This window comes from Kitasatospora sp. NPDC098663 (assembly GCF_044760075.1).
Taxonomy (GTDB): Bacteria; Actinomycetota; Actinomycetes; order Streptomycetales; family Streptomycetaceae; genus Kitasatospora.
The window spans coordinates 188949-213200 of the sequence record NZ_JBIWAP010000003.1 but is presented as its reverse complement, the minus strand read 5'-3'; the positions used below and the strand labels follow the sequence as shown (position 1 = coordinate 213200).

At 75.0% G+C, this 24252-nt stretch carries 13 protein-coding genes and 1 pseudogene; 9 read left to right on the top strand and 5 right to left on the bottom strand.

Annotated features, from left to right (window positions below):
• The first annotated feature begins 49 nt into the window (after window positions 1-49).
• The 6 genes from ACIQVZ_RS04635 to ACIQVZ_RS04610 all read left to right on the top strand — a co-directional run bounded on the left by ACIQVZ_RS04635 (window position 50) and on the right by ACIQVZ_RS04610 (window position 13575).
• Window positions 50-907 (top strand): DUF4132 domain-containing protein, encoded by an 858-nt coding sequence (locus ACIQVZ_RS04635; protein WP_402447214.1) that lies wholly within the window; start codon window positions 50-52, stop codon window positions 905-907.
• On the top strand, window positions 904-6066 hold the full coding sequence (locus ACIQVZ_RS04630; protein ID WP_402447213.1) for a hypothetical protein: 5163 nt from the start codon (window positions 904-906) through the stop codon (window positions 6064-6066). Before ACIQVZ_RS04635 ends, ACIQVZ_RS04630 begins: the two co-directional genes overlap by 4 nt.
• Window positions 6063-7277 carry an AAA family ATPase gene (locus ACIQVZ_RS04625; RefSeq protein ID WP_350874975.1) on the top strand — a complete coding sequence of 405 codons (1215 nt, stop codon included), beginning with the start codon at window positions 6063-6065 and terminating at the stop codon, window positions 7275-7277. Before ACIQVZ_RS04630 ends, ACIQVZ_RS04625 begins: the two co-directional genes overlap by 4 nt.
• Before the next feature lie 4 nt (window positions 7278-7281).
• Window positions 7282-11037, top strand: coding sequence for a DUF5682 family protein (locus tag ACIQVZ_RS04620; RefSeq protein WP_402447210.1), 3756 nt, complete (start codon window positions 7282-7284; stop codon window positions 11035-11037).
• On the top strand, window positions 11034-12995 hold the full coding sequence (locus ACIQVZ_RS04615) for a hypothetical protein (RefSeq protein WP_402447209.1): 1962 nt from the start codon (window positions 11034-11036) through the stop codon (window positions 12993-12995). The genes ACIQVZ_RS04620 and ACIQVZ_RS04615 overlap by 4 nt, the downstream gene beginning before the upstream one ends.
• 100 nt (window positions 12996-13095) lie before the next feature.
• The gene (locus ACIQVZ_RS04610; protein WP_350874981.1) at window positions 13096-13575 is read left to right on the top strand and encodes a MarR family transcriptional regulator; all 480 of its coding nucleotides are present in this window, start codon (window positions 13096-13098) and stop codon (window positions 13573-13575) included.
• A 132-nt stretch (window positions 13576-13707) separates the two neighbouring features.
• Here ACIQVZ_RS04610 and ACIQVZ_RS04605 read toward each other — a convergent pair whose 3' ends face one another.
• The 5 genes from ACIQVZ_RS04605 to ACIQVZ_RS04585 all read right to left on the bottom strand — a co-directional run bounded on the left by ACIQVZ_RS04605 (window position 13708) and on the right by ACIQVZ_RS04585 (window position 19152).
• A complete protein-coding gene (locus ACIQVZ_RS04605) occupies window positions 13708-14283 on the bottom strand; it encodes an ATP/GTP-binding protein (protein ID WP_063349857.1) in 576 nt (191 codons plus the stop codon).
• A 66-nt stretch (window positions 14284-14349) separates the two neighbouring features.
• On the bottom strand, window positions 14350-14730 hold the full coding sequence (locus tag ACIQVZ_RS04600) for a DUF742 domain-containing protein (protein WP_350874984.1): 381 nt from the start codon (window positions 14728-14730) through the stop codon (window positions 14350-14352).
• Window positions 14727-15158 carry a roadblock/LC7 domain-containing protein gene (locus ACIQVZ_RS04595; RefSeq protein WP_350874986.1) on the bottom strand — a complete coding sequence of 144 codons (432 nt, stop codon included), beginning with the start codon at window positions 15156-15158 and terminating at the stop codon, window positions 14727-14729. The genes ACIQVZ_RS04600 and ACIQVZ_RS04595 overlap by 4 nt, the downstream gene beginning before the upstream one ends.
• The gene (locus ACIQVZ_RS04590) at window positions 15158-17392 is read right to left on the bottom strand and encodes a sensor histidine kinase (RefSeq protein ID WP_402447205.1); all 2235 of its coding nucleotides are present in this window, start codon (window positions 17390-17392) and stop codon (window positions 15158-15160) included. The genes ACIQVZ_RS04595 and ACIQVZ_RS04590 overlap by 1 nt, the downstream gene beginning before the upstream one ends.
• Window positions 17393-17883: 491 nt before the next feature.
• The gene (locus ACIQVZ_RS04585; protein WP_350875654.1) at window positions 17884-19152 is read right to left on the bottom strand and encodes an acyl-CoA dehydrogenase family protein; all 1269 of its coding nucleotides are present in this window, start codon (window positions 19150-19152) and stop codon (window positions 17884-17886) included.
• 438 nt (window positions 19153-19590) lie between these two features.
• Here ACIQVZ_RS04585 and ACIQVZ_RS04580 point away from each other — a divergent pair, with 438 nt between their 5' ends.
• The 3 genes and pseudogenes from ACIQVZ_RS04580 to ACIQVZ_RS04570 form a co-directional block, all read left to right on the top strand.
• Window positions 19591-20652 carry a GAF domain-containing protein gene (locus tag ACIQVZ_RS04580; RefSeq protein WP_402447202.1) on the top strand — a complete coding sequence of 354 codons (1062 nt, stop codon included), beginning with the start codon at window positions 19591-19593 and terminating at the stop codon, window positions 20650-20652.
• Between the two features lie 228 nt (window positions 20653-20880).
• Entirely contained in the window at window positions 20881-22470 is a 1590-nt protein-coding gene (locus ACIQVZ_RS04575) for a lipase maturation factor family protein (protein ID WP_402447375.1), read from the top strand.
• A 205-nt stretch (window positions 22471-22675) separates the two neighbouring features.
• Window positions 22676-24252 (top strand): annotated as a pseudogene (locus ACIQVZ_RS04570) (hypothetical protein); the annotation flags it as partial.

Genomic DNA, 24252 nt, shown 5'->3' with positions numbered 1-24252 from the left:
CCTCGCTACGTTCCTCGCATCGCTGACCGGCAGGTGGGAGGAGACGTCCGTGGCATGGGTGGAAACAGGCGCGGGAGGGTACCGCGTAGCGCTCGACGAGGAGGGCAAGGTGGTCTGCCGCAACGCGGCGGGCCGCGAGCTGAAGTCCCTGCCGTCGAAGCTCGGTGACGATCCGGTGGTCGTCCAGCTCAGGCAGCTCACCGAGTGGCTGGCCGCGCACGAGCGGCGCTGCCAGGAGGACGTCGAGCGGTGGATGGTGCGCTCGCTGCCGGTGCCCGCCGCCGTGCTGACCGCGGTCTGGGCGGACGAGGCCTGGCAGGCCGTCCTGCGCGACCTGGTGGTCACCGGCTCGGACGGCGCCGTCGCCGGCTTCCTGCGCGGTGCGGACGCCGAGCGCGGGATCGGCCTGGTGGACCTGGACGGCGACACCGTCCGGCTCACCGACGGCGAGATCCTCATACCCCACCCCGTGCTGCTCCCGGACCTCGACGACCTGCGCGAGTTCGCCGTCGAGCTCGGCGTCTCCCAGCGCGTGCCGCAGCTCTACCGGGAGGTCTGGCACCGGCCGGACGAACTGCCGACCGGCACCGAGGTCACCACCTACGCCGGTGGCCGCTACCGGGAGCTGCGCGAGCTGCTCGGGCGCTGCGCCCGGCTCGGCCACCGGGTGCGCGGCGGCTCCGCCGTCCAGCCCGTGGTGGAGGCGGGCCGCACCGTCGAGGCCCGCGTCTGGGTGGGCGACTACTACGAGTACGACGCCTGCGAGACGGGCGCGCTCAGCTGGGCGGGCCCGGACGGCCGGGTGCTGCCGCTCACCGAGGTCGGCCCGATCGCCTGGTCCGAGGGCACGCGGATGGCCGCCGCACTGTACGCAGGCCGCACCATCGAAGGGGAGGACGCCGCATGACCGCCACCGGACTCGACCAGAGGGCCGTTCAGGACGCCGACCGGCCGGCCGCCCAGGACACCGGCTCGCACGAGCGGCTGCTCGACGCGGGGGCCGTGCTCCCGGCCGGCACCCTGCCCGGCGCCGGCCGCCCCGACAGCGCCGCCGACGTGCTCACCGCCCGCGCCTACACCCACTCCGCGCTCGACGGGCGCCGGATCGTCCGGCTGGTCCCCGGCGCGCTCGGACCGGCCGAGGACCTCGCCGTCGACTTCCTCGGGCTGGTCCCCGACGGCACGCCGGCCGAGGTCGGCCAGGTCCGCCAGGAGGCGCTCGGCTTCCCCGCCTGGGCGCTGGTCCACGACCCGGCCAACGGACACCACGCGCTCGCCCTGGTCAAGGAGATGGAACGGCTCTCCCGCCAGGCCCGGTCCAAGCCCGGCACCGCCAAGGACGGGTTCGAGGAGCTGGCCGCCCGTCTCGGCCGCGCCGTGCCGCACTTCCTGCCCACCTTCTGCGAGGAGGTCGGCCGGATCTTCCTCGCCCACGGCAACCAGACCTACGCCGCCAGCTACTTCGGCAAGGCCCGCGAGGCCGAGCGCACCTACCGCCTGACGGTCGACGAGGAGCGGCTGCGCGCCGTCTTCCTGGAGTTCGCCCTGGCCGGCGCGCTCACCGTCAAGTCCCTGCGCCAGTACGTCAAGGAGCTCGCCGGGCGACTCGACGCGCTGACCGCCTGGCAGCGCTTCCGCCAGCTCTGCACCGAGCGCTCCGCCGCCGGCATGGCTCCCTACGCCGGGGTCGCCGAGGACGCCCGCGCGCTGATCAAGGCCGCCGGGCTGGACCGCGCCGAGCACGAAGAGGCGCTGCTCGCCGAACTGCTGGCCGCCCCGGGCGTCAACCGGGCGCCCGGCGCGTTCTGGAAGTCCTGGCACGGCTCCCTGACCGAACTCGGCCGGCGCGACCCGGCGGTCCGGGCCCGCCTGCTGGAGCTGATGCCCGACCCGGCCGGCACCGACGCCGCCCTGAACGACACCGCCTGGCTCGGCCTGCTCGCCGAGACCGGGGCCGAGCACCTGCTCACCGGCCCGCGCGCCGAGGGCGCCGAGCCCGCTGCCGCGTGGCTTCAGCGCTGGTGCCACCACCTCGGGCGCGGCTGGCGCTCCCGGCCCAGCTGCGCCGCCACCGTCGCCCTCGCCGGCCGGATGGCCGAGCGGCTGCGGGCCGACGGCGTCCCGGTGGACCTGTACACCGACGTCCGCCGCAGCCGGACCCAACTCGACCTGCTGGACCAGCTGCTCGCCGACGGCGTGCCCGTCGCCGACCCGTCGGCCACCCACCGGTTCGACCTCAAGGACTGGGTCGACCAGTGCGGCGCCGACAGCACCGGCCTCGCGGCCGTCGCCGCCGACCCGCGCTTCCGGCCCGCCCTGCGCGCCGCGACCCCGCCCGCCTGGGACACCGCCGTCAGGCGGCAGGTGCCCGCCCTGCCGCTGCTGCGCCGCCTGTTCGAGGAGTGGGCCGAACTCCGGGCCGACGAGCTGACCGCGGCCCGCGGCCTGGCCGGAGCCGTCGACCTGGTGCAGTCGCTGAGCCCGTACCGCACCGCCGTGCGGGCCGTCGCCCCGGCCGCCGCCGAGCGGATCGCCGCCCTCGACGTCACCGCCCTGCTCGCCGGGGCGCTCGGCGCAGGCATCCTCGACGAACTCGGCTGGCCCGCCCTGGAAGAGGCCGTGGCCAAGCTCACCGACCCGGCCGACCCGGCCGACCCGGCCGACCCCGCCAAGCCCGTGGACCCTGCGGACCCCGACTCCGCCGGACCGGACTCCGAGTCGCCCGACACCCCCGGCCTCAACGGCGGGCGCCTCACCGGCCTGATCGTCGAGGACGCCTGGCCGCACCTGATCCTCGCCCGCCACGACCGGGCCGTCGTCGTCGGCCCGCAGGGCGTCCTGCTGGAGCACACCCTGCGCCTGCCCCCGGCGAAGGAGCGCTGGAACCAGCCCCGGCTGCGCTTCGTCGACGGTGAACTCCTCGTCGCCTGGTACCAGGACGGAAAGCAGCACGCCTACTGGTCCAGCCGGCCCGGCGAGGTCGTCGAACTCACCGGCGAGACCATCGCCGGCTACTACTACGGCGACCGGGACCCCGAGCCGCCCTCCCTCCCGCTGCCCGGCGGCGGCCGCACCACCGGCGAACGCCCGCTGCACCCCGGCGACACCCGGATGCCCGGCGAACACCGCGTCCTCAGCGACGGCACCGGCCACTGGACGCTGCGCTACGGCCAGGACGGCGCCGTCCTGCGCGAACTCGACCCGCACACCGGCGCCCTCGGCCGCGCCGCCGAACCACCGGTCATTGCCGCCACTGCTGCCGCCGGCTGGCTGCCCGCCGCTCGCGCCCGACTGCTGCCGCTCCAGCCCGGCCTGGAGCAGACGCCGCTCGGCACCGACGGCACCGTGCTCGGCAGTTGGGTCCGGATCGACCCCGGCCGCTCCGTCACCACCACGACCGCCGACGGGCATGCCATCGTCCTGCCGATCACCGACGGCCACCCGGACCACGTCCCGGTCGGCCGCCTCGCCCTCCCCGGCCAGGCCCGACCGGTCGTCACCGAAGCGCAGCGCGGCGGCCTCGCCCTCACCCTGCCCGACCTGGCCACGGACACCGACCGCAACCTCGACCTGCGCCCCTGCCGCCCGGGGGACTTCGCCGCCGCCGGGACGGCGCTCGTCCCCCCGCTCGACCACTGGCACGCCCTGCGGCCCCGCGACGAGGCAGGCTCCCGCGTCCTGCGTGGCGTCGACACCGAGCAGGCCGCCCGCCTGATCGACGCCGCCTGGCCGACCGACAGCCGGCCCGCGCCCGAGGAGGAGCAGCGCTGGATCACCGTCCAGGGCGTCCGGCGCCCGCTCGCCGGCTCCGGCGGTGCCCGCCGTGTCCTGCCCGTCCAGGCGGTCGGCACCGTCCTGCCCGGCGTCAGCCACCCGCTGCTGCTCGCCGGGGTCGCCGGGCTCGCCCGCACCGCCGCCGACCTGCTCGACCGGATCGCCCGGTTCGTCCCGCAGCCGGAGGCCGAGAAGCCGTCCAAGGCCGAGGCCGCCCAGTACCGGCCCGAGCACGGCCGCGACCACGAACTGCGCGACGCCGTCACCGCCCTCCTGCCCGACGTCGCCTGCTTCGGCCCCAACTGGGGCGACGGAGACCGGTGGCGGGTGCTCACCAACCTGCGCGCCGTCACCGCCGTCCTGGCCGACCCGCCGGCCGCCACCGGCGAGGGCTGGAGCACCCCGGCCACCGTCACCCTGCAACACGGCGACACCCACCACGGCTGGCTCCACCTGCTCGGCCGTCTCGACACCCTCGCCTACGCGGTGGCCGCCCCGCTCACCGAACCGGCCCACCGCTCCAGCCTCATGCTGCTCCTCGGCGAACTGACCGAGGGAGTGCTCGCCGACCACGGCGCCACCCTGCGTGAGATCGTCCTCGGCGAACCCGCCGACCGCGCCGACCGCCGCCGGCCCGCCGTCCCCCGCGAGGGGCAGGTGCTGCGCCACGGCGACCGCACCGTCGTCATCCTCGGCCACCGCCGGCACCACGAGGGCACGGAGCAGTGGTACGCCGTCGACCACGACCCGAGCGGCGCGTTCGGCCCCGTCGCCCACTTCACCACCGTCAAGGAACGCGGCACCGAGGAGCGGGTCGACGCCGCCTGGATCACCTCGCTCCGGCAGGCCGCCGCGCTGCACGGCGGCGCCCCCTGGCAGCCCGCCCGCGCCACCGCCTTCGGCGGGCTCACCGGGATCGGCGCCGCCCGCGCCGCCCTGCTGCTCAGCCCGCCGCCCGGGCTCTTCCAGTGGCACAGCGCCGTCCTGCCCGCCGACCGCCTCGCCGAGTACGGCCTCAAGTCCACCGAGGCCAAGGCCGCCCGGGACTGGCTGCGCGGCCGCGACCGGACCGTCCTCGCCGACGTCTGGGGCGCCCTGCTGCCCGCCGACCCGAAGACCCTCTGGACGGAGGGCCCCGACGTCGATGCCGGCGCCGCCGCCTGGATCCGACACTTCGGCCGGCTCGTCACCCTCCCCGAGGCCGCCCAGGCCACCGTCACGGGTGCGCGGATCGAACACATCGAGGCGGTGCTCAACCCCGCACAGACCCCCTGGCTGACCGGCACCACGACCTTCCGGCTCAGCGACGAGGGCGGGTCCACCCCCCAACTGCTCGCCGAGGACCAGAGCGCCGCACCCGACTCCGGCGACCTCGGCCGCACCGTCGACGCCCTGCGCTGGCTCGCCTACCACCTGCCCGCCGACAGCCCGCTGCGCCCGCTGCTGCCAGCGGCCGCCGCCGCGCTGCGAAACCGCCTCGCCGATCCGGAACTGCTGCTCGACTTCCACCTCGTCCACACCACCAAGGGCGACTCGCTGTCGGCTGTCCTGCGCACCCACTTCGGCCTGCCGGCCGTGGGCGGAGCCGACCCGAACGGGCTGGTCGACTGCGGCCCGGCCCTCGTCCTGACGCCGTACCACGACGAGTACGAGCGGGTCTGGCTGCGCCCGGCCGGGCTCACCGGCCCCGACGACCCGCTGCTCGAACTGCTCGGCGGGCTGGGCAACACCTACTGGCTGGACGCCGAGCGGGGAGCCATCGAGGCCGTCCTGCGCGGCGAAGCGGAGCGCCTGGCAGCCGCCGCGAGCCCCGCCGCCTCGGCCGGTGACACCGAGCCCTGGCTACAGCACCCGCAGCTCACCGTCCCCGACCTGGTCGCCGAGGCGGCCCGGGCCCACGGCCTCGGCGAGGACGCCGCGGTGCTCTACCTCCAACTGCTGGCCCTGCCCGACCCCACCGACCGCAACGTCGCCCGCTGGACGGGCTGGAAGCCGGCCAGGCTCAAGCGCGCCCGCGCCGAACTCGCCGCCACCGACCTGGTGCTGGAGGCCAAGCGGGCCCGGGCCGGCCGGAGCCTCTTCCTGCCCGGCGGCTGGCAGGAGGCCAAGGCTCCCGCGCTGCCCGCCGAGACCTGGAAGGCCGCGCTCTACGAACTGCCCACCCACCGCGTCTCGCTGCCCCACCTGCCCGTCCCGGAGCTGTTCGCCCGGGCCTGGCAGCGGACCCTCGACGGCGACGCCCCCGGCTACGAAGAGCTCCAGACCAGCAAGCGCAGGAAGGCCCGCCGATGAGCGCCACGCCGACGAACAGCACGCCGCCCAACAGCACACCGACGAACGGCACACCGACGAACAGCACACCGGTGAGTGCCGACACCGCCGCCGCGCGCCGGCAGATCATCCCGCCCGAGGAGAAGCACGCCGCCGAACTGGAGTTCCTGGCCGCCTACGACACCGGCCCGCGCCCGCCCGGCTGGCGGCTCACCCCGCGTGCCGTCGTCACCTTCGTCATGGGCAGCGACGGCGAGAAGCTCAAGGCCGGCCGCCGCGGCCTCGCCATCGAGCAGAAGTTCGTCGGCGAGCGCGCCCTCGTCGAACGCTGTGTCGTCACCCTCGCCGGGGAGCGCGGCCTGCTGCTCGTCGGCGAGCCCGGCACCGCCAAGTCCATGCTCTCCGAACTGCTCGCCGCCGCCGTCTGCGGCACCAGCGCGCTCACCGTCCAGGGCACCGCCGGCACCACCGAGGACCAGCTCAAGTACGGCTGGAACTACGCCCTCCTGCTCGCCAAGGGGCCCAGCCGGGATGCCCTGGTGCCCTCCCCGGTGCTCACCGCGATGACCAGCGGGGCGGTGGCCCGCGTCGAGGAGGTGACCCGCTGCCTGCCCGAGGTGCAGGACGCGCTGGTCTCCCTGCTCTCCGAACGGCGGGTCGCCGTCCCAGAGTTGGCCGGCACCCCGGACGGACAGCTGCACGCCGCCGCCGGCTTCACCCTGATCGCCACCGCCAACCTGAGGGACAAGGGCGTCAGCGAGATGTCCGCGGCGCTCAAGCGGCGGTTCAACTTCGAGACGGTCGGCCCGATCGCCAGCCTCGCTGCCGAGGTCGAACTCGTCCGCCGGCAGTCGACCGTCGCCGTCGCCCGCGCCGGAGCCACCTACGCGGTGGACGACGCCGTCCTGGAGGCCCTCGTCACCGCCTTCCGCGACCTGCGCACGGGCCGCTCCACCGAAGGCTGGGACGTCGAGCGCCCGTCCACCGTGATGAGCACCGCGGAAGCCGTCTCGGTCGCCACCGCGCTCGGTGTCACCGCCGCCTACCTGCCCGACGGCGGCGACCTGCTCGGCCGCCTCCCCGGCCAGCTCATCGGCGTCGTGCGCAAGGACGACCCGGCCGACGCCGCCCGGCTGCTCGGCTACTGGGACGGACCGGTCCGCCGGCGCGCCGAACAGGGCGCCGGCACCTGGCGCACCCTGTGGGACCTCCGCTCGGCCCTGGAGGCATGAGGCGATGACCAGCACGGTGACGCCCGCCCCGGCGGGCCCTGACCACCTGGACGGCCTGGACGGCCCGGACAGCCTGGACGGTTTGGACGGCTTGGGTGACCCGCGCCCGGCCGTCCGGGCCGCAGCCGACCAACTGGCAGCCTCCGGCACCGGCCGGCCCGGGCCCTACCTGATCGGCGTGCGGCACCACGCGCCGTCGCTCAGCGCGGTCCTGCCCGCGCTGCTCGACGCCGCCAAGCCCGAGGTGGTGCTGGTCGAACTCCCCGCAGAGTTCCAGCCCTGGCTCGGCTGGCTGGCGGACGAGGCCACCCAGGCCCCCGTCGCCCTCGCGGCCGCCCCGGCCGGCCGCGCGGGCGGTCGGGGCCCCGCGGCCGGCTCCGGCCCCGGCCGGCTCGCCTTCTACCCGTTCGCCGACTTTTCCCCGGAGCTGGTCGCCCTGCGCTGGGCCCGGCGCAACGGCGTCGAGACACTCGCCTGCGACCTCCCGCTCGCCCACCGCGCCACGCCCCACGAGGAACAGCAGCCCGTCGCCGCCACCCCAGGCACCCCGGAGACCCCAAGCACCCCAGGCGCCCCGGGCGTCGCCGACGCGCTGCGCCACCGCCTCACCGGGCGCGCCTCTGACGACGATCTGTGGGACCGCCTCGTCGAGACCGCAGCTCCCGGCTCCACCCCCGACGCCGTCCGGCGCGCCGCCCTGCTGGTCGGCTGGGCGCTGCGCCGCGACGCCGAGACCGGATCCGGCGTCGATCCGGACGACCTGCGGCGCGAAGCCTGGATGCGCGCCCGGATCCGGGCCGCGGCGGCCGACGGGCGCCGGGTCGCCGTCGTCGTCGGCGCCTTCCACGCGCCAGCCCTGCTCGACGGGCCCGCCGCCACCGAGGAACCGCCGCACCCGGACGACCCCGGGCACGCCCTCTCCCTGATCCCCTACACCTACCCGCTGCTCGACGCCCGCTCCGGCTATCCGGCGGGCATCCACGATCCCGAGTGGCAGCACACCGTCCTCGACGCCGGCGGCGACCCCGACCGCCTCACCCGGGCCCTCACCACCACCGCCGTCCGGATCTGCGAGGCACTGCGCAGCCAGGACCACCCCTCCGGCCCGGCCGACGCCCGCGAGATCGTCCGCCTCGCCGGAGACCTCGCCCGCCTGCGCGGCCACGCCGCCCCCGGCCGCGGCGAACTCGTCGAAGCCGTCCAGACCGTCCTCGCCCAAGGCGAACCCCTCGGCCGCGGCCGGGCCGTCGCCCGGGCCCTCGAACGCGTCCTGGTCGGCACCCGAACCGGCCGTGCCACCCCCGCGGCCCCGCGCAGCGGGCTCGCCCCCGCCGTCGAAGCCCTGCTCGCCGACCTCGGCCTCCCCGGCCCCGCCGACCCCGAGCCCCGCGAACTCCGCCTCGACCCGCTGCGCACCCCCCTCGACCGCCGCCGCGAGATCCTCCTCCACCGCCTCACCACCTGCGGGATCCCCTACGCCGACCCCGTCACCACCACCGGCGCGGGCGGCACCGAAACCATCGGCACGCGCTGGAGCCTCCACTGGACCCCGGCCACTGCCGCGATGCTCACCGTCGCGGGCGTCCGAGGCGTCACCCCCGCGCAGGCCGCCGAAGGCACCCTGCGCGAGCGTCTCCGCCGAGAACAGCAGGCCGACGGCCCCACAGCCCGCGAGGTCCTCCAAGGCCTCGCCGACGCGGCCGCCTGCGGTCTCCCGGCCCTCGCCGACACACGCCTCACCCAACTCGCCGCCGTCCTCCCGTCCTCCGGCACCCTCCCCGAACTCCTCGACGCCCTGGCCCTCCTCGACCGCCTCGCCGCCGGCCACCTCCCGGGCTACGCCTCACCCGACACCCTCGACACCCCCGACGGCTCCGCACCGTTGCCCGATGCGCTCGATACGTCGGGTGCGGGCGGGTCGTCGGCCGGGCCGGCGGGGCGGTTGGGGTCGGTGGGCGAGGTGTTGACCGTGGCGGCCGTACGGCAGTTGGAGGGGCTGGGCGGGTCGGACGACCCGGCCGATGCGCGGGCGCTGGTGGAGCTGGCACGGCGGGCGGATCTGGACGGCGGGTTGCGGCTGGGGCACGTGCTGGCCGAACTCGCGGACCGGGGGAGTCCGTTGGTGCGAGGTGCGGCCGGTGCGGTACGGGTACTGCTGGGCCGGGAACGGGCGGAGGTGCTGGGCGGGCGGGCGGCTTCGTGGGTGGACGGGGCGACCGGCCCGGAGGCCCGGCACGCGCTCGGGCGGGGGCTGGTCGGCCTGCTGACGGCGGCGGAGGGGCTGTTCGCCGCCGCGCCGCAGGCGCTGGAGCCCGTGCTGGAGCGGATCACCTCGCTGCCCGACACCGCCTTCCTGGACCGACTGCCGGCGTTGCGCGGAGGCTTCGAGACGCTCAGCCCGGCCGCCCGGGACCGGTTGCTGGTCCTGGTCGAGGAACGCCTGGGCACCCGGCTCGCGGGCCTGCCCGAGGACGTCCCACCGGCGGTGGTGGCGGGTTGGGTCCGCGCGGATCTGGCCGCCCGGGCGGCGCTGGCCCGGCGCGGCCTGCTGCCGGCGCCCGGGGGCGATCCGGTGCCCGAGCCACCGCACCACGCCGACCCTCTCCCTTCCGCACCTGTCGCCACGCGGCACGTCCTGGGTACCGGCCAGGACCTGACCCCGGCCGAGCGCTGGCGGCTGCTCCTCGGTCGCCCCGGCAGCGGTGGCCTGAGCGGGCGTTGCGCCCGACTCGCCACCGCCCTGGACGAGTTGTACGGCAGCGGGCGGGGCGAGGGCTCCGGCCCGGGCCTGGACGGGCGGTCCGGACGGGGCGGCCGCGAGGCGCCCTTCCCGGGAGTGCGGGAGTGGGCCGAGGAACTGTCGGCGCTGTTCGGGCCGGGCGTCCGGGAGGAAGTGCTGGCGGCCGCCGTGGCGCAGGGCCGGACGGACGTCCTGGAGGCGATCGAGCCGAGTGCCGTCCGCCCGTCGGTCGACTTGCTGCGCACGGTGCTGGAACATGCGGGCGGCCTGCCGGAGGCGAGGGTGGCGCGGCTGCGCCCGCTGGTACGACGTCTGGTCGACGAGCTGACACGCGCGTTGGCGACCAGGCTGCGCCCGGCGCTGACCGGGATCAGCGTGCCGCGTCCGACGCGTCGGCCGGGTGGCGGACTGGATCTGGACCGGACCATTCGCGCCAACCTCGCCACGGCCCGCCCGTCGGGGGACGGCGGCACACTCATCGTGCCCGAGCGTCCGGTGTTCCGGACCAGGGCCCGGCAGGCGGCCGACTGGCGGCTGATCCTGGTCGTGGACGTCTCCGGATCGATGGAGGCGTCGACGGTCTGGGCGGCGCTGACGGCGTCGATCCTGGCCGGTGTGCCCTCGCTGAGCACCCACTTCGTGGCGTTCTCCACCGAGATCGTCGACCTGACCGAGCGGGTCGAGGATCCGTTGAGCGTGCTGCTGGAGGTGCGGATCGGCGGTGGCACCAGCATCGCGGGCGGTCTGCGGTACGCGCGGAAGCTGGTGACGGTGCCGTCCCGGACGCTGGTCGTGGTGGTCAGCGACTTCGAGGAGGGTGGTCCGGTGGGCGGGCTGCTGGCCCAGACCCGGGCACTGGTGGACTCCGGTGCGCACCTGCTCGGTTGCGCGGCGCTGGACGACACGGGGACGGCCCGCTATTCGAAGGCGGTCGCGGGCCAGCTGGTCGCAGCCGGCATGCCCGTGGCGGCGTTGAGTCCGTTGGAACTGGCCCGCTGGGTGGGGGAGAAGGTGCGATGAGTGTGGCGAAGCGGACGAGCGGCTGGCCGGCGGTTCGGCCGGAGGTGGTCGCGGAGGTGGTGGCCGGGTTGAGTGCCCGGTTGCAGAAGCGGTTGGACGGCGCGGCGGCGAAGCTGGCGGAGCGGCCGGTGACCCGTAGCGGTGACGAGTGGCGGGTGGAGGTGGACGAGGAGACGGCGTTCGTGCTGCACGCCCCGGGCGCGGTGGTCGCGGATGCGGCCGACGTCCGCTGCGGCTGCCTGCTGGCCCCGGCCTGCGTGCACCGGGCCGCTGCGGTCACGCTCTGCCCGTTGGCCGAGGAGACTGAGGAGGTCACGCCGACCGAGACCGCCTCAGCACCCTCGGAGGAGGCGCGGGAGCCACGGGATCCGCAGGAGGCGCAGCCCGAGGCCGGGCCCACCCCGGTGGAGGTGGCGGCGGCCCGTCACCTCCACCGGGCCGGGTGTGCCGTGCTGGCCGCCGGGGTGAGCGGCGCGGGGGCGGTCGCGCAGGCCGAGTTGCTGCGGGCGGCCCACCGGGCGCGGCTGGCGGGGTTGTACCGCCCGGCCGCGGCGGCGGTCGCGGTGGTGACGAGGGTGCGCGCGGCCCGGTCCGGGGCGCCGGACCACCGGCTGGCGGACCTGGTGGCCGGTCTGCGCGAGCTGCTGGACCTCACCACTGCCCTGAGCACCGGCTGCGGCCCGGTCGCGGAGCTGCGCGGCACCGCCCGCCAGGCGTACGGCGAGGAGGGCGGGTTGCGGCTGTACGGGCTGTTCGCCGAGCCGGTGCTGACGGCCACGCATGCGGGGGTGGTGAGTTGGGCGGTGGACGCAGGGGGCCGGCTCAGCACGGTGGCCGAGGTGATGCCGCACGGTGACGCGGGGGCCGCGGCCCCGCAGGCGGTCGGGGCGGGCAACCGGACCGTCCGGCTGGGGGAGGCCCTGCTCAGCCACCGGGAGTTCAGCCGCGCCGGGCTGGCCGTCCAGGGCGCCACCCGGTCCGCTGCCGGGCGGCTGGGCGCGGGTGCTTCGGTCCGGGCGGTCCGGGCGGCGGGCGCGGCGTGGACGGCGGAGCCGGTGGCCGCGCTCTGGGCCGAACCGGCGGCCGCCCAGGTGGCGCGGGCGCTCGCGGCGGAGTCGCTGCCGTACGAGGGCCGCCCGGCCGGGAGCGACCTGCTGTTCCTGGACGTGACTCTGCTGGGCCCGGCTCCGGCCGGCCCGGGCGGGGCACCGAGGCTGCTGGCGCGCTGCGAGGGCGGTGCCGATGGCGCCGACGGCGGCCTGGTGGTCGGTCTGTGCACGGGGCACGAGCACCCGGGGCTGGCCTTCCGGGCGAACCTCGCACTGCTCGCCACCGCGCCCGGCCTGAGGCTGCGGGTGATCGGCCGGCTGGAGCGATCGGACCGTCCGGAGCTTCGCCTGCTCGCGATCGGCACGCCCCCGGAGCCCTCGACGGCCCCCGAGATCCCGGGCCTTCCCTCGCTCGCCGTCCCTGCGGACCGGGCCGACCGGGTCAATCTCGGCCTCGAACGCCTTCAGACCGCCGACCTCCAGACCACCGACCTTCAGACCGTCGACCGGTCGACCGCCGCCCCCACCGATGCCGTGCCCGGCTTCCCGGCCGGGCTCCCGAGCGAGGCCCCGTACGGCCCGCCCGTCCACGTGCTCGGCCGCCGGGTCGAGCAGGCGGTCACCACCGGGCGCCACGCCCTGGCCCCGAGCGCGGCTACGGCGGCCGCCGACGGGAGCCTGCTGCGCGCCGCCGGGCTGGTGACGGCCGCCGAGCTCCTGGACGCCCTGCGGGCCGCCGCGGCCGACCGGCACCGCGACGTGTTCGGCCGGGTGGTCCCGGACGACCACGACGCCTTCGCCGGATCCTGGCTGGCGGCTGCCTGCTACACCGAGGAGCTGGCCGCCGCGCTCTGCGCCGCCGCCTGGGCCGGGGAGCCCGCTCCGGATCGGCATCGGGGGGAGGTATAAGGAAAACTATTTGCATAGACAGCTAATCCGCGTCGGCTGGCATACTTGTCGCAGGGAAGACGTCGAGAGACGTGCAGGGAAGTGGAAGGGAAGGCGAGCGATGGGCATCCGCGACGACGCGGCCGAGGTCCGGGCCCGTGGCTGGCGGACTCTCGCCGCGCTGCACGGGCTGATCGACGCGGCGCTGGAGAAGGCGCTGCAGGCGGAGCACCGGCTCTCGGTGGTCGAGTACACGGTGCTGGACGCCCTGTCGCGGCAGGACGGGTGGCACATGCGGATGCAGCAGCTGGCCCGCGCCGCGGCGCTGAGCAGCAGCGCGACGACCCGCCTGGTGACCAGGCTGGAGGACCGTGGGCTGCTCAGCCGCTACCTCTGCGCCGACGACCGGCGCGGGATCTACACCGAGCTGACGCCGGAGGGCCGCACCCTTCTGACGGCCGCCCGCCCGGTGCACGACGCCACCCTGGAGGCGACGCTGGCGCAGGCCGCCGAGGCGCCGGAGCTGGCACCGCTGGTCCACGCGCTCTCCGGACTCGACGGCCCGGCCGGGCTCACCGGCAGCACCTCGGCCAACGCCTGAACCTGGGCCAACGCCTGAGCACCGACCGCGACCTGGCCCCGACCCCGACATCAAGGCCGGCACCGGCGCGGGCCCCGGCAAGCCCGCAAGCCCGCAAGCCCGCAAGCCCGCGAGCCCGTACAGCCCGGACGCTCAACGCCGCCCGGCGGACAGGGCGTTGCGGTGCACCTGGTCGAGCAGGGCGAGCAGCAGCTCCTTGCTGGACGCCCGTTCCCGCACGTCGCAGAGCACGATCGGGACCTCGGGGCCGAGGTCGAGGGCGCGCCGGACGTCCTCGGGGCTGGCGTCGCGGCGGCCGTGGAAGCAGTTGACGCCGATCGCGAACGGGATGCCGCGCTGCTCGAAGAAGTCCACGGCGGCGAAGCTGGATTCGAGCCGCCGGGTGTCGGCGAGGACGATCGCCCCGAGGGCGCCGAGCGCGAGGTCGTCCCACATGAACCAGAACCGGAACTGGCCGGGTGTGCCGAACAGGTAGAGCACCAGGTCCTCGCGGACGGTGATCCGGCCGAAGTCCATCGCCACGGTGGTGGTGGACTTACCCTGGACTCCGTCAAGGCTGTCGACCCCGATGCTGGCGCGGGTCATCCGCTCCTCGGTCTGCAGCGGTTCGATCTCGCTGACCGAGCCGACCATGGTGGTCTTGCCGACGCCGAAGCCGCCGGCGACGAGGATCTTGACCGCGCCCGGCACCAGGCTCTGGGTCGTCAATTCGGTTCTCCTGAAGTGGGACTGAGAGGTGCGGGGCGGTCGGGTCCGCAGGGTCGGAGCCGGCGGTCAGAGCCGGCGGACGCCCTCGATCACGGCCTGGATCAGCGAGATGTCCGGCGCCTCGGCGAGCTGGACCGGGGCACGGGTGAGGATCAGCCGGGCCTCGACGAGGTCGTCGAGCAGCACCTTGACGACGCTGACCGGCAGGTCGAGGGTGGCCGCGATCTCGGCCACGGCCAGCGGGCGTTCGCGGCACAGGTCGAGGATCGCGGCCGGTTCGGGCGTGAGCCGGCTGGTGTCGGTGCGCGGGTCGGAGGTGACCACCAGGGTGATCAGTGCGAATCCGTCACGGACCGGTCCGGTGCGCCCGTTGGTGATCGCGTAGGGGCGGACCAGATGGCCTGCGTCCTTGTCGTAGAACCAGGCCTCGTCGGCGTCGGTGGTCACGCACCGCCGCCCGCGCCGGCCTGGCCCGCGTCGCTGCGCGGCGCCGCAGTGAGGTACTGGCCGACCTGCTTGACCAGCATGTTGATCTCGTAGGCCATCAGCCCGGCGTCCACCTGCTCGCTGGTGAGGACGGCGAGCCGGGCGCCCTGCCCGGCGGTGGTGACGAACAGGAACAACTGGTCCATCTCGACCACGGTCTGTCGGACCCGGCCGCCGTTGAAGCGGTGGCCGGCGCCGCGGGCGAGGCTCTGCAGGCCGGAGGCGACGGCGGAGAGGTGTTCGGCGTCGGCCCGGTCGAGACCCTGGGACGTGCCGACCAGCAGGCCGTCCTCGGAGAGGACGATGGCGTGCCGGGTCTCGGGTACCCGCGCAACCAGCTGGTCCAGCAGCCAGTTGAGGTCGCGCTGGGTGTCGGTGTGCTGCGTCATCACTGCTGTTCCTTGGCTTCCTGAACGGCGGAGGCTTCCCGGGCGGCAGAAGGTGCGGCCGGGAAGTGGGGCGCGGCGGGCGCCTGGGGGGCGGTGGGGGTGTTCGGCGCGTCGGGGGCGGCCGCGCGGGCGGTCCGGGTGCCGCGCTGGATGGCGGCCATGGTGGTGCGGGAGCGCTGCGGTGACGGGTCGTCGGCCCTGGCGGCCCCGGTTTCTCCGGCGGCCCCGGCGGCCCCGGCGGCCCCGGTGGCCCCGGTGGCCCCGGCGGCTCCGTGCCAGGGCCCGGCCTGGGTCGGCGGGCCGACCACGGGGGGCAGCATGGCGCCGGGGGCGTGGGCCTCGCGGAGCTGTTCGGCGAGGCTGGCATTGCGGACCCGCTGCGGCAGGACCCGCGGGGTGCGCAGTTCGCCGTCCGGGCCGTGGTCCGACTGCTCCTCCTGGGCGCGTTCGTGTGCGGGCGCAGGGGGCTCGGCGGTGGCACCGTAGAAGGTCCCGGCCGTGGTCCCGATCGTGGTTCCGGCCGGGACGTCCGCGGCACGGCCGTCGGCCGACGGCTCACCGGGCGAACTGTCGGACGGGACCTCGTACGGGCGCGGGAGGACGGGCCGGGGGACGACCACGGCTCCGGGCAGGCCGGGTATCTCGGCGCCGACCGGCAGACCGCCGTTGGCCGGGCCGGGGGCGGCTCCCGCGGCCGGGCCGCCCTCCAGGGGGTACTGGGCGAGCAGTTCGCCGATGATCACAGCGCTGCCACCCGCACCGGGAGCACCGGGCACTCCAGGGACACCGGGCACCCCAGGGACACCGGGAACGCCAGGAGCGCCGGGAACACCAGGCACCACCAGACCGCCGGCCACACCACCAGCACCCGCGGCACCAGCAACCCCGGGCCCGCCGGGTGCCCCCGGCTCGGCCCCGTGCGCCGGAGCGCCCGGCCCGGTGCCGATCAGCCCGCCGAGCACTCCGGCGAGCGCGCCGGTCAGCCCCCCGTCCAGCCCGCCGTCCAGACCGCTCGGGTCGTTGCCCCCCGCCGCCCGCAGGGACTCGGGGACGGGGGTCCGGGTGACCCGCGCGCCGGACGGCAGCCCGGCCATGGCGGCCGGCTGTTCGGCCTGCTCCAGCAGCACCGCCGGCACCAGCACCACGGCCCGGGTGCCGCCGTAGGGCGAGGGCCGCAGGGTGACCTGGATGTCGTGCCGGGCGGCCAGCCGCGCGACGACGAACAGGCCGAGACGCAGGTCGTCGCCGAGGGCGGAGACGTCCAGCTCGGGCGGGTTGGCCAGGTAGTCGTTGAGCCGCTCGTACTCGTCCTCGCCCATGCCGAGGCCGCGGTCCTCGACCTCGACCGCCAGGCCCTTGGGGACTTCCTGCGCGGAGACCTGCACCTGGGTGTACGGCGGGGAGAAGGTGGTGCCGTTCTCGATGAGTTCGGCGATCAGGTGGATGACGTCGGCGACGGCCTGGCCGCTGAGTGAGGCGCGCGGCACGCCCTGGACGACGACGCGGGCGTAGTTCTCGGTCTCGGAGACGGCGCTGCGCAGCACGTTGACCATGGGCACGGCGTTGCGCCAGCGCCGGGCGGGCAGGGCGCCGCCGAGGATGACGAGGTTCTCGGCGTTGCGCCGCATCCGGGTGGCGAGGTGGTCGACCGCGAACAGTTCGCGCAGCAGCTCGGGTTCCTCGTGCTCGCGCTCCAGGGCGTCGAGCATGCTGATCTGTCGGTGGATCAGGATCTGGGTGCGGCGGGCGATGTTGAGGAAGACCTTCTTCGTCCCCTCGCGGCCCTGGGCCTGGTGGATGATGGCGGCGACGGCTGCCTGGCGGACGGCGGCGAGGCCGTCGGAGGTCTGCTGGACCTCGTCGCCGGTCCGGCGGGACGGCGACCAGGCGGGCGGTGTGGGCACGGGCTCCCCGGCGCGCAGCCGTCCGACGACCTCGGGGATCTCGTCCTGGGCGAGCGCGAGGGTGTCGGCGCGCAGCGCGCCGAGGCGGGCGGACAGGGCCCGCGCGGTCCGGATGCCGTGGACCAGGCTGATCAGCAGGACCAGGGCGACGACGGCGCTTCCGGCGATCAGGGCGGTGCGGTGTTCGGCGCCGCGCAGCAGGTAGGCGGCGTAGGCCCAGGCGGCGGCGAGGCCCAGGCTGGGGACCAGGACGAGGGCGAGGAGCGAGCTGCGGAGCGAGCCGGACCGGCCGGCGCGGTGGGCCGTGCGGGGGGCCGATATGCCTGGCATCTGATTCCTTGTTGCAGGGCCGAGTCGCTGGGCCGAACGGCGGTCCGGCCTGTACGCGGTCCGGCCGGGGCTTCAGGGCGCCACGGCCGGGGTGGCCGGACGGGGTGACGCGGTGTCATTGCCCGGGCGGGGGTGCAGCGCGGCCGCCGACGGCAGGAACGGTATCAGTCCCAAGTGCCCTCATCGCAACATCAACTGACGATATGTGCACGGGTGATGACAGCGGCGGAGGCGCCCGGAGGGAGTGTCCGCCGGTGGAAAGCCGCAGCTCACGTCGGCCGTGGGCGGTGCGCGGGCGGTGCGTGGGCGGTGCGCGGACGGCTCTCCGGGGGCCGGGAGAACCTCCCGGAGAGTCGTCAGGAACAGGTCAATTCACCGCCGTGCCGAACGTTCGCCCTCGTCCGACAGTCCGGTCGGCCGGTGCGCGGGCCCGTCGGTGCGCGGGTCCGCCTGTCCGCCGGTGTGCCGGTCCGTCGGCGCGCGGCGCCGGTTCAGCCCGCCAGCGGTATCGGTACCACCTGCCCGCCCCCGATGGCCTGCAGCTCCACCGCGGCCTCCCGCTGGGACAGTTCGCTCCACGCCCAGCTCGCCAGGTCGGACAGCTCCGCCGACCACTGCTTGCCGTAGGTGCCGGAGGCGACCTGGCCGAGCCGCAGCCGCTGGACGTCCGAGGTCCCGGCCGGTGGGTAGACGTGGGTGGCGTCGCGCAGGTAGCGCTCGATGCTGAACTCGGCCTGGAGGCCCCGGGCGGCGTGGATCTCCATGGCGTTGCGCGCGGAGTCCAGCGCGTACTCGGTGTTGATGAGTTTGGCGTTCATCAGCTCGGCGTCGCAGGCCTTGCCGTGGTCGAGCAGGTGCGAGGCGTGGTAGGCGGCCAGCTTGGCCGTCATCAGCCTGGACTGCATCTCGCCGAGCTTCAGCGCGATGTTGGGCAGGCGGTTGATCGGCTTGCCGTAGAGCACCCGTTCCTCGGCGAAGCGCGCGGTGTCCTCGACGATCGCGGTGTGGATCCCGAGCGCGACGGCGGCGAGGTTGAGCCGGCCGTAGAGGGTGGAGGAGGAGTAGGCGACGTCCAGGCCCTGGCCCTCCAGGCCCAGCCGGTTGCCGACGGGGATGCGGCAGTCCTCGAAGACGATCTCGCCGAAGCTGAAGCCGTGCAGGCCGCTCTGCGAGCCGAGTTCGCCGACCCGGAAGCCGGGGCGCTCGCTCTCGACCAGGAACGCGGACAGGCCCCTGCTGCCCTCGCCGGTGCGGAAGACCACGCCGTGCACGTCGCCGATGTGGGAGTTGCCGACGAACCACTTGCGACCGTTGAGCACGTACTGGTCGCCCTCGCGGCGGGCGGTGCCGGACATGCCGAGCACGTGGCCGCCGCACTCCGGCTCCGTGACGGCGATGGTCGGCAGCGACTCGCCGGAGGCGAACCTCGGCAGCCACTTGCGCCGCTGGACGTCCGAGCCGAAGTGGATGACCTTGGCGACGCCGAGCTGTGAGGCCTGCGCCACCGCGCCCATGGCGCCGCTGACCCGGGCGAGTTCCTCCACGATGACGGTCTTGGCGAGGTGCCCCAGTCCCAGTCCGCCGAATTCGCGCGGAATGGTCACCCCGATCCAGCCCCGCCGGGCGATCTCCCGCGACAGTTCGAACTCGACGGTCCGTTCGGCCTCCATTCGGGCCACGTGCGGGCGTACCTCCTTCTCCGCGAACTCCCGGACCTCCGCTCGGAGACTCTCGTGGCGCTCGTCGGTGAAGTAGTCCATCGCCATGCTGGGGTCCTCTCGTGTCAGTGGATGTGCCGTGCCTCCGTCCGTGCTGTCGAAGTCGCTCCAGCCGCTCCCCGGAGATGAGTGGGGGTTCGAGGTGGTGGCGGCCGACTGCCCCGTCGCAATCGGTGCATGCGGAACTCGGGGCGTCCTCCCAGGGGTTGGGAATGCCGCCCGTGTCTTCGGCAGGGCTCATTGTCGTATGGGCCTCCTGTGCTGACCCAGAGTCGATCTTGAATTGGCGGAAATCGGCCCGTCCTTACGCTGGGGAGTTTTGCCATGGCTCTGAGTGGGAAGTGATCTTGACCCGCTGCGGCAACCTGCTGAGCGGCCGCTCACATGCGGCTTTGACTGTCCATCAGCAACGGTGATGAGCCGGACCGGGAGCACCGAACCGCCCGGATGTCTGATTACATGTGCGCCATGACTGATGTGATGAGCACTCAAGGCCAGTTCCCGGGTGCCGCCGGGGAGTCCGAGCGGACCCGCAGGCTGCGCAGCCTTGGTCTCAACGAACCGTCCGCGGACGAGGCCTTCGACCGCTTCGCCCACCTGGCCGCCAGCATCACCCGCGCTCCCATCGCGATGGTCAACTTCATCAACGACGAGCGCCAGATGTTCCGGGGGCTCTACATTCCGCCAAACTCGAACGACGTCGCGGTCGACGAAGGCGCTTCCTGGGCCGATCGGGGCATCGCCTTCGACCTTCCCACCCGTCAGATGCCGCTGAGTCACGGTTTCTGCCCGCACGTCGTCGCCCAGCGCTCCCCCCTCGCGCTCGACGACATCCTCGCCTACCCCCGGTTCTCCGGAAACCCGGTCGTCGACGAACTGGGCGTGCGCGCCTACCTCGGCGCCCCGCTCGTCGACGACACCAACACCGTCATCGGCACCGTGTGCGTCCTCGACCGGGAACCCCGGCAGTGGGGGCGCGAGCGGCTGCGCGACATCCAGCACCTCGCCGAGGCGCTGCTCTCCGAGATCCGGCTGCGCGACAACCTGCTCGCCCAGCAGCAGGAGATGTTCGCCGCCTTCGACGGCTCCCCGTTCCCCATCATGCTGACCGACGGCCCCGGTCAGGAGATCCGCTACGCCAACGCCCAGCACGCCGACACCTTCGGCGCCCCGGTGGCGTACGGCGCGATCGGCCTGGCCTACCCGCAGCTCGGCGCCGCCGGCCTCCAGCAGGCCATCGTCGAGGCCTACCACACCGGGCGCAGCACCGTCCTCAACGACGTCCGGATCCAGTCAGGCCGCCCCGACGCCCAGCGCGGCCAGCAGGTCTTCAGCTTCACCTGCACCCCGCTGCGGGCCGCGCGCACCGGCCAGGTCAACGGTGTCCTCACCGTCGGCATGGACGTCACCGCGCAGTCCCGCACGGAGGAGGAACTCGGCACGCTGGCCGCCCTGCTGGTCGACCGGCTCCAACAGAACGGCGCCACCCCCGTCGGCCGCCCGGGCATCGCCGGGGAGTCCGGACTCGTCCTGCCGAACTGAGCCGCCGACCCGCCGCCCGCGTGCGGCGTCGCCGTTCCCCTCCGCACCACCGCTCTCCGATCCGCACCACCGCGCACCACCCACCACCGTGGCGGGGCGCCTCTCACCCCCGAGGAGAGGCTCCCCGCCACGGTGCCGTCCGGGAGGCGGGACCGAGCGGGTGAACCGTCCCCGCCCGCACCCCGGCCGTGACCCGCCCGGCGGCCGCCGATGGTAGGCATGGGCCGCATGGACTGGTTCGCCGCCCCTGACTACTGGCTGAGCCGACTGCTCGTCCAACGCCTGCTCGCCGGCCTCTACCTGATCGGATTCCTCGCCGCCGCCGCACAGTTCCGCGCCCTCATCGGCAGCGACGGCATGCTGCCGGTGCCCCGCTTCACCGCCCGGGTCCCCTTCCGCCACGCGCCCGGCCTGTTCCACCTGCACTACAGCGACCGCTTCTTCGCCGCCGTCGCCTGGAGCGGCGCCGCGCTCGCCGCCGCCGTGACCGCCGGACTCGGTGACGTCGTCCCGCTCTGGGCGTCCGTCCTGCTGTGGGCGGTGCTCTGGGGGCTCTACCTCTCGATCGTCAACGTCGGACAGACCTGGTACTCCTTCGGCTGGGAGTCGCTGCTGCTCGAAGCGGGCTTCCTCGCCGCCTTCCTCGGCAACGCCGACACCGCGTCGCCCACCCTGGTGCTCTGGCTGATGCGCTGGCTGGTCTTCCGGGTCGAGTTCGGCGCCGGACTGATCAAACTGCGCGGTGACCGCTGCTGGCGCGACCTCACCTGCCTGCGCTACCACCACGAGACCCAGCCCATGCCCGGGCCGCTCAGCTGGTTCTTCCACCACCTGCCCGACCCGCTGCACCGCGTCGAGGTCGCCGCCAACCACTTCGTCCAACTCGTCGTCCCCGTCGGGCTCCTCCTCCCGCAGCCGGTCGCGAGCTACGCCGCCTGCGCCGTCATCGCCACCCAGCTGTGGCTGATCGCCTCGGGCAACTTCGCCTGGCTCAACTGGCTCACGATCACGCTCGCCCTCGCCGCCGTCGACCCGGCCCGCATCGGACTGCCCGTCCACGCCCGCGTCCACCCCGCCGCGCCCGTCTGGTTCGAGGCGCTGGTGATCGCCCTGACCGCGGCCGTCGCCGTCCTGAGCTACTGGCCGGTCCGCAACCTCGTCTCGCGCCGCCAGGCCATGAACCGCTCCTTCAACCGGCTGCACCTCGTCAACACCTACGGCGCCTTCGGCAGCATCAGCCGCGTCCGCCAGGAGGTCGTCGTCGAAGGCACCGACGAACCGACCCTCACCCCGCACACCGTCTGGCACGAGTACGGCTTCAAGGGCAAACCCGGCGACGTGCGCCGCCTCCCGCGCCAGTACGCCCCCTACCACCTGCGGCTCGACTGGCTGATGTGGTTCGCCGGCATCTCACCCGCCTACGCCCGCCCCTGGTTCCTGCCCTTCGTCGCCCGCCTGCTCGCCGGCGATCCCGCCACCCTCCGCCTGCTGCGCCACAACCCCTTTCCCGGCGCCCCGCCGACCCACGTCCGGGCGACCCTCTACCTCTACCGGTTCACCAGTTGGCGCGAACTGCGGGAAACCGGTGCGTGGTGGCACCGCACCGCGCTCCACGAGTACCTCGCGCCGGTCGACCTCACCTCTCTCGGCCACGCCGGATACCGCCCACCCCTCGGCCGACGGCTCCGCGCCGTCCCGCTGGACCGACCGCGGCGGCCCGGGGCCCGCCCGGCGACCCCGCCCGTCCGGCCCGACGGCCGTGGGCCCCAGTACCCGTCCGGCCCAACGTCCCACCACCCGTGCGGCCCTCCCGGGTAGCGGCCAGGCGGGGGGTATGGCACACGACACCGGCCCGTCGGGCGGTGGGTGCGTGCAAGGCTCGAACGGGCACCCGTATTCTGGGCGTCCACAACCGGCGGCCCGCCCGCGCGCCCCCCAGCCCCGCCCCCGGGGCACCCCGCGCAACCGGTCCGCCGCCCCCTCGCCGCCAGCCCCGCCGTCGTCGCCCAGAACCGGACCTCACATGACAGTGCTTCACTCGCGCAACGCCGACGCAGCCGACCCGGCGGACGTCGCCGACGCCGCAGACGTCAAGGACCCCCAGGACGCCAAGGCCACCACGGCGGAGACCGACCTCCGCGAGGACCTCGGCCGCTACGCCGAACTCGGGGCCTTCACCCTCACCGCCGACACCCACGCCTGGTACGCGGCCGTCGACACCGTCGCTACCCCCGAGGACGCCCGGGCCGCCTCCACCGCCCTCGCCGAACTGCGCGGCCGCGACCTCCGCCAGACGTGGGACGCCGTCACCGTCCTCGCCGCCGACGCCAAGCTCGACGAACCCGACACCATCGCCAAGGCCGCACTCCTCGTCGAGATGCTCCAGCGCGTCCACCGCACCTCCGCCACCCTCACCACCGCCGCCTACGACGCCGACCTCGGCGCCCTCGCCGCCGCCACCGCCGACGGCACCTGGCGCCGGGAGAACGGCGTCAAGCTCTCCTGGCTGCGCGTCCGCTCCCTGCGCAAGCAGGCCACGGCCCTCGCCACCGACCGCCGCATCCGCCGCGAGGACCTGCACGAGGCACTCGCCTCCGCCGAGGTCGAGCGCCGCGCCTGGGCCGCCCTCGCCCCCGCCGGTACCCTGCCGGTCGTCCCCGCCGACGGCGCCCTGGTCGAGCGGACCGCCCAGGCCTTCGAGGCGATCAACACCGGACTGCGCGGCCTCGCCCGGCTGCTCCCCGACCACGACCTCGACGGGCTGGCCTTCGCCGAGCTCGTCGACCTCGTCGAGCGGCTCGCGGCGGACGAGGGCACGCTCTACCGCCTGCCCACCATCCGCGGGCTGCGCACCACCCTGGAGGAAGCCGGCCTCGGCGACCTGCTCACCGAACTCGCCGCCGCCCGGGCCGACCGCCGCGCCGCCGAAGCCGCGTTCGCCGCCCGCCAGGCCCTGGCCGGCGGCCAGCGCGACGGGCTCGCGGGGGAGGGCAGCGCCGTCGAGGCTTCGGCTTCGGCTTCGGGCGAGGAGACGGTGACCGACGCGGACGCGGACTCGGGCGAGGCTGAGGTCGTGGTCGAGACGGCCGAGGCAACCGAGGAAGAGGTGACGGAGGAAGCCCCGGCCGCTGTCGTGGTCTCCCTCCCGGCGCCGTCCCCGGCCGCCGACGACCTGGTGGCCGCCGCGACCGCCGCCCTGGCGGAGGTCGCGGAACCCACGGAGGCCGAGGCCGCCGTCGAGGTTTCCGCCGTCGAGGCCGAGGCCGCCGTCGAGGTCGAGCTTGCGGAGGAGACGCCGGTCCTGGAGGACGAGCCCGTCGTCGAGCCGGAGGCGGTCGAGGAGGCTGCGGAGCCGGAGACGGTTTCCGGGGTCGATGTGGTCGAGGCTCCGGTGGCCGAGGTCGAGCCGATCGTTGAGCCTGCCGTTGTCGTGGAGCCGGTGGTCGAGGTCGAGGCCGTCGAAGAGGCGCCCGCCGTCGCCGTCGGTGAGTCGGAGGCGGTCGTGGAGGCTGCGGAGCCGGAGACGGTTTCCGGGGTCGATGTGGTCGAGGCTCCGGTGGCCGAGGTCGAGCCGATCGTTGAGCCTGCCGTTGTCGTGGA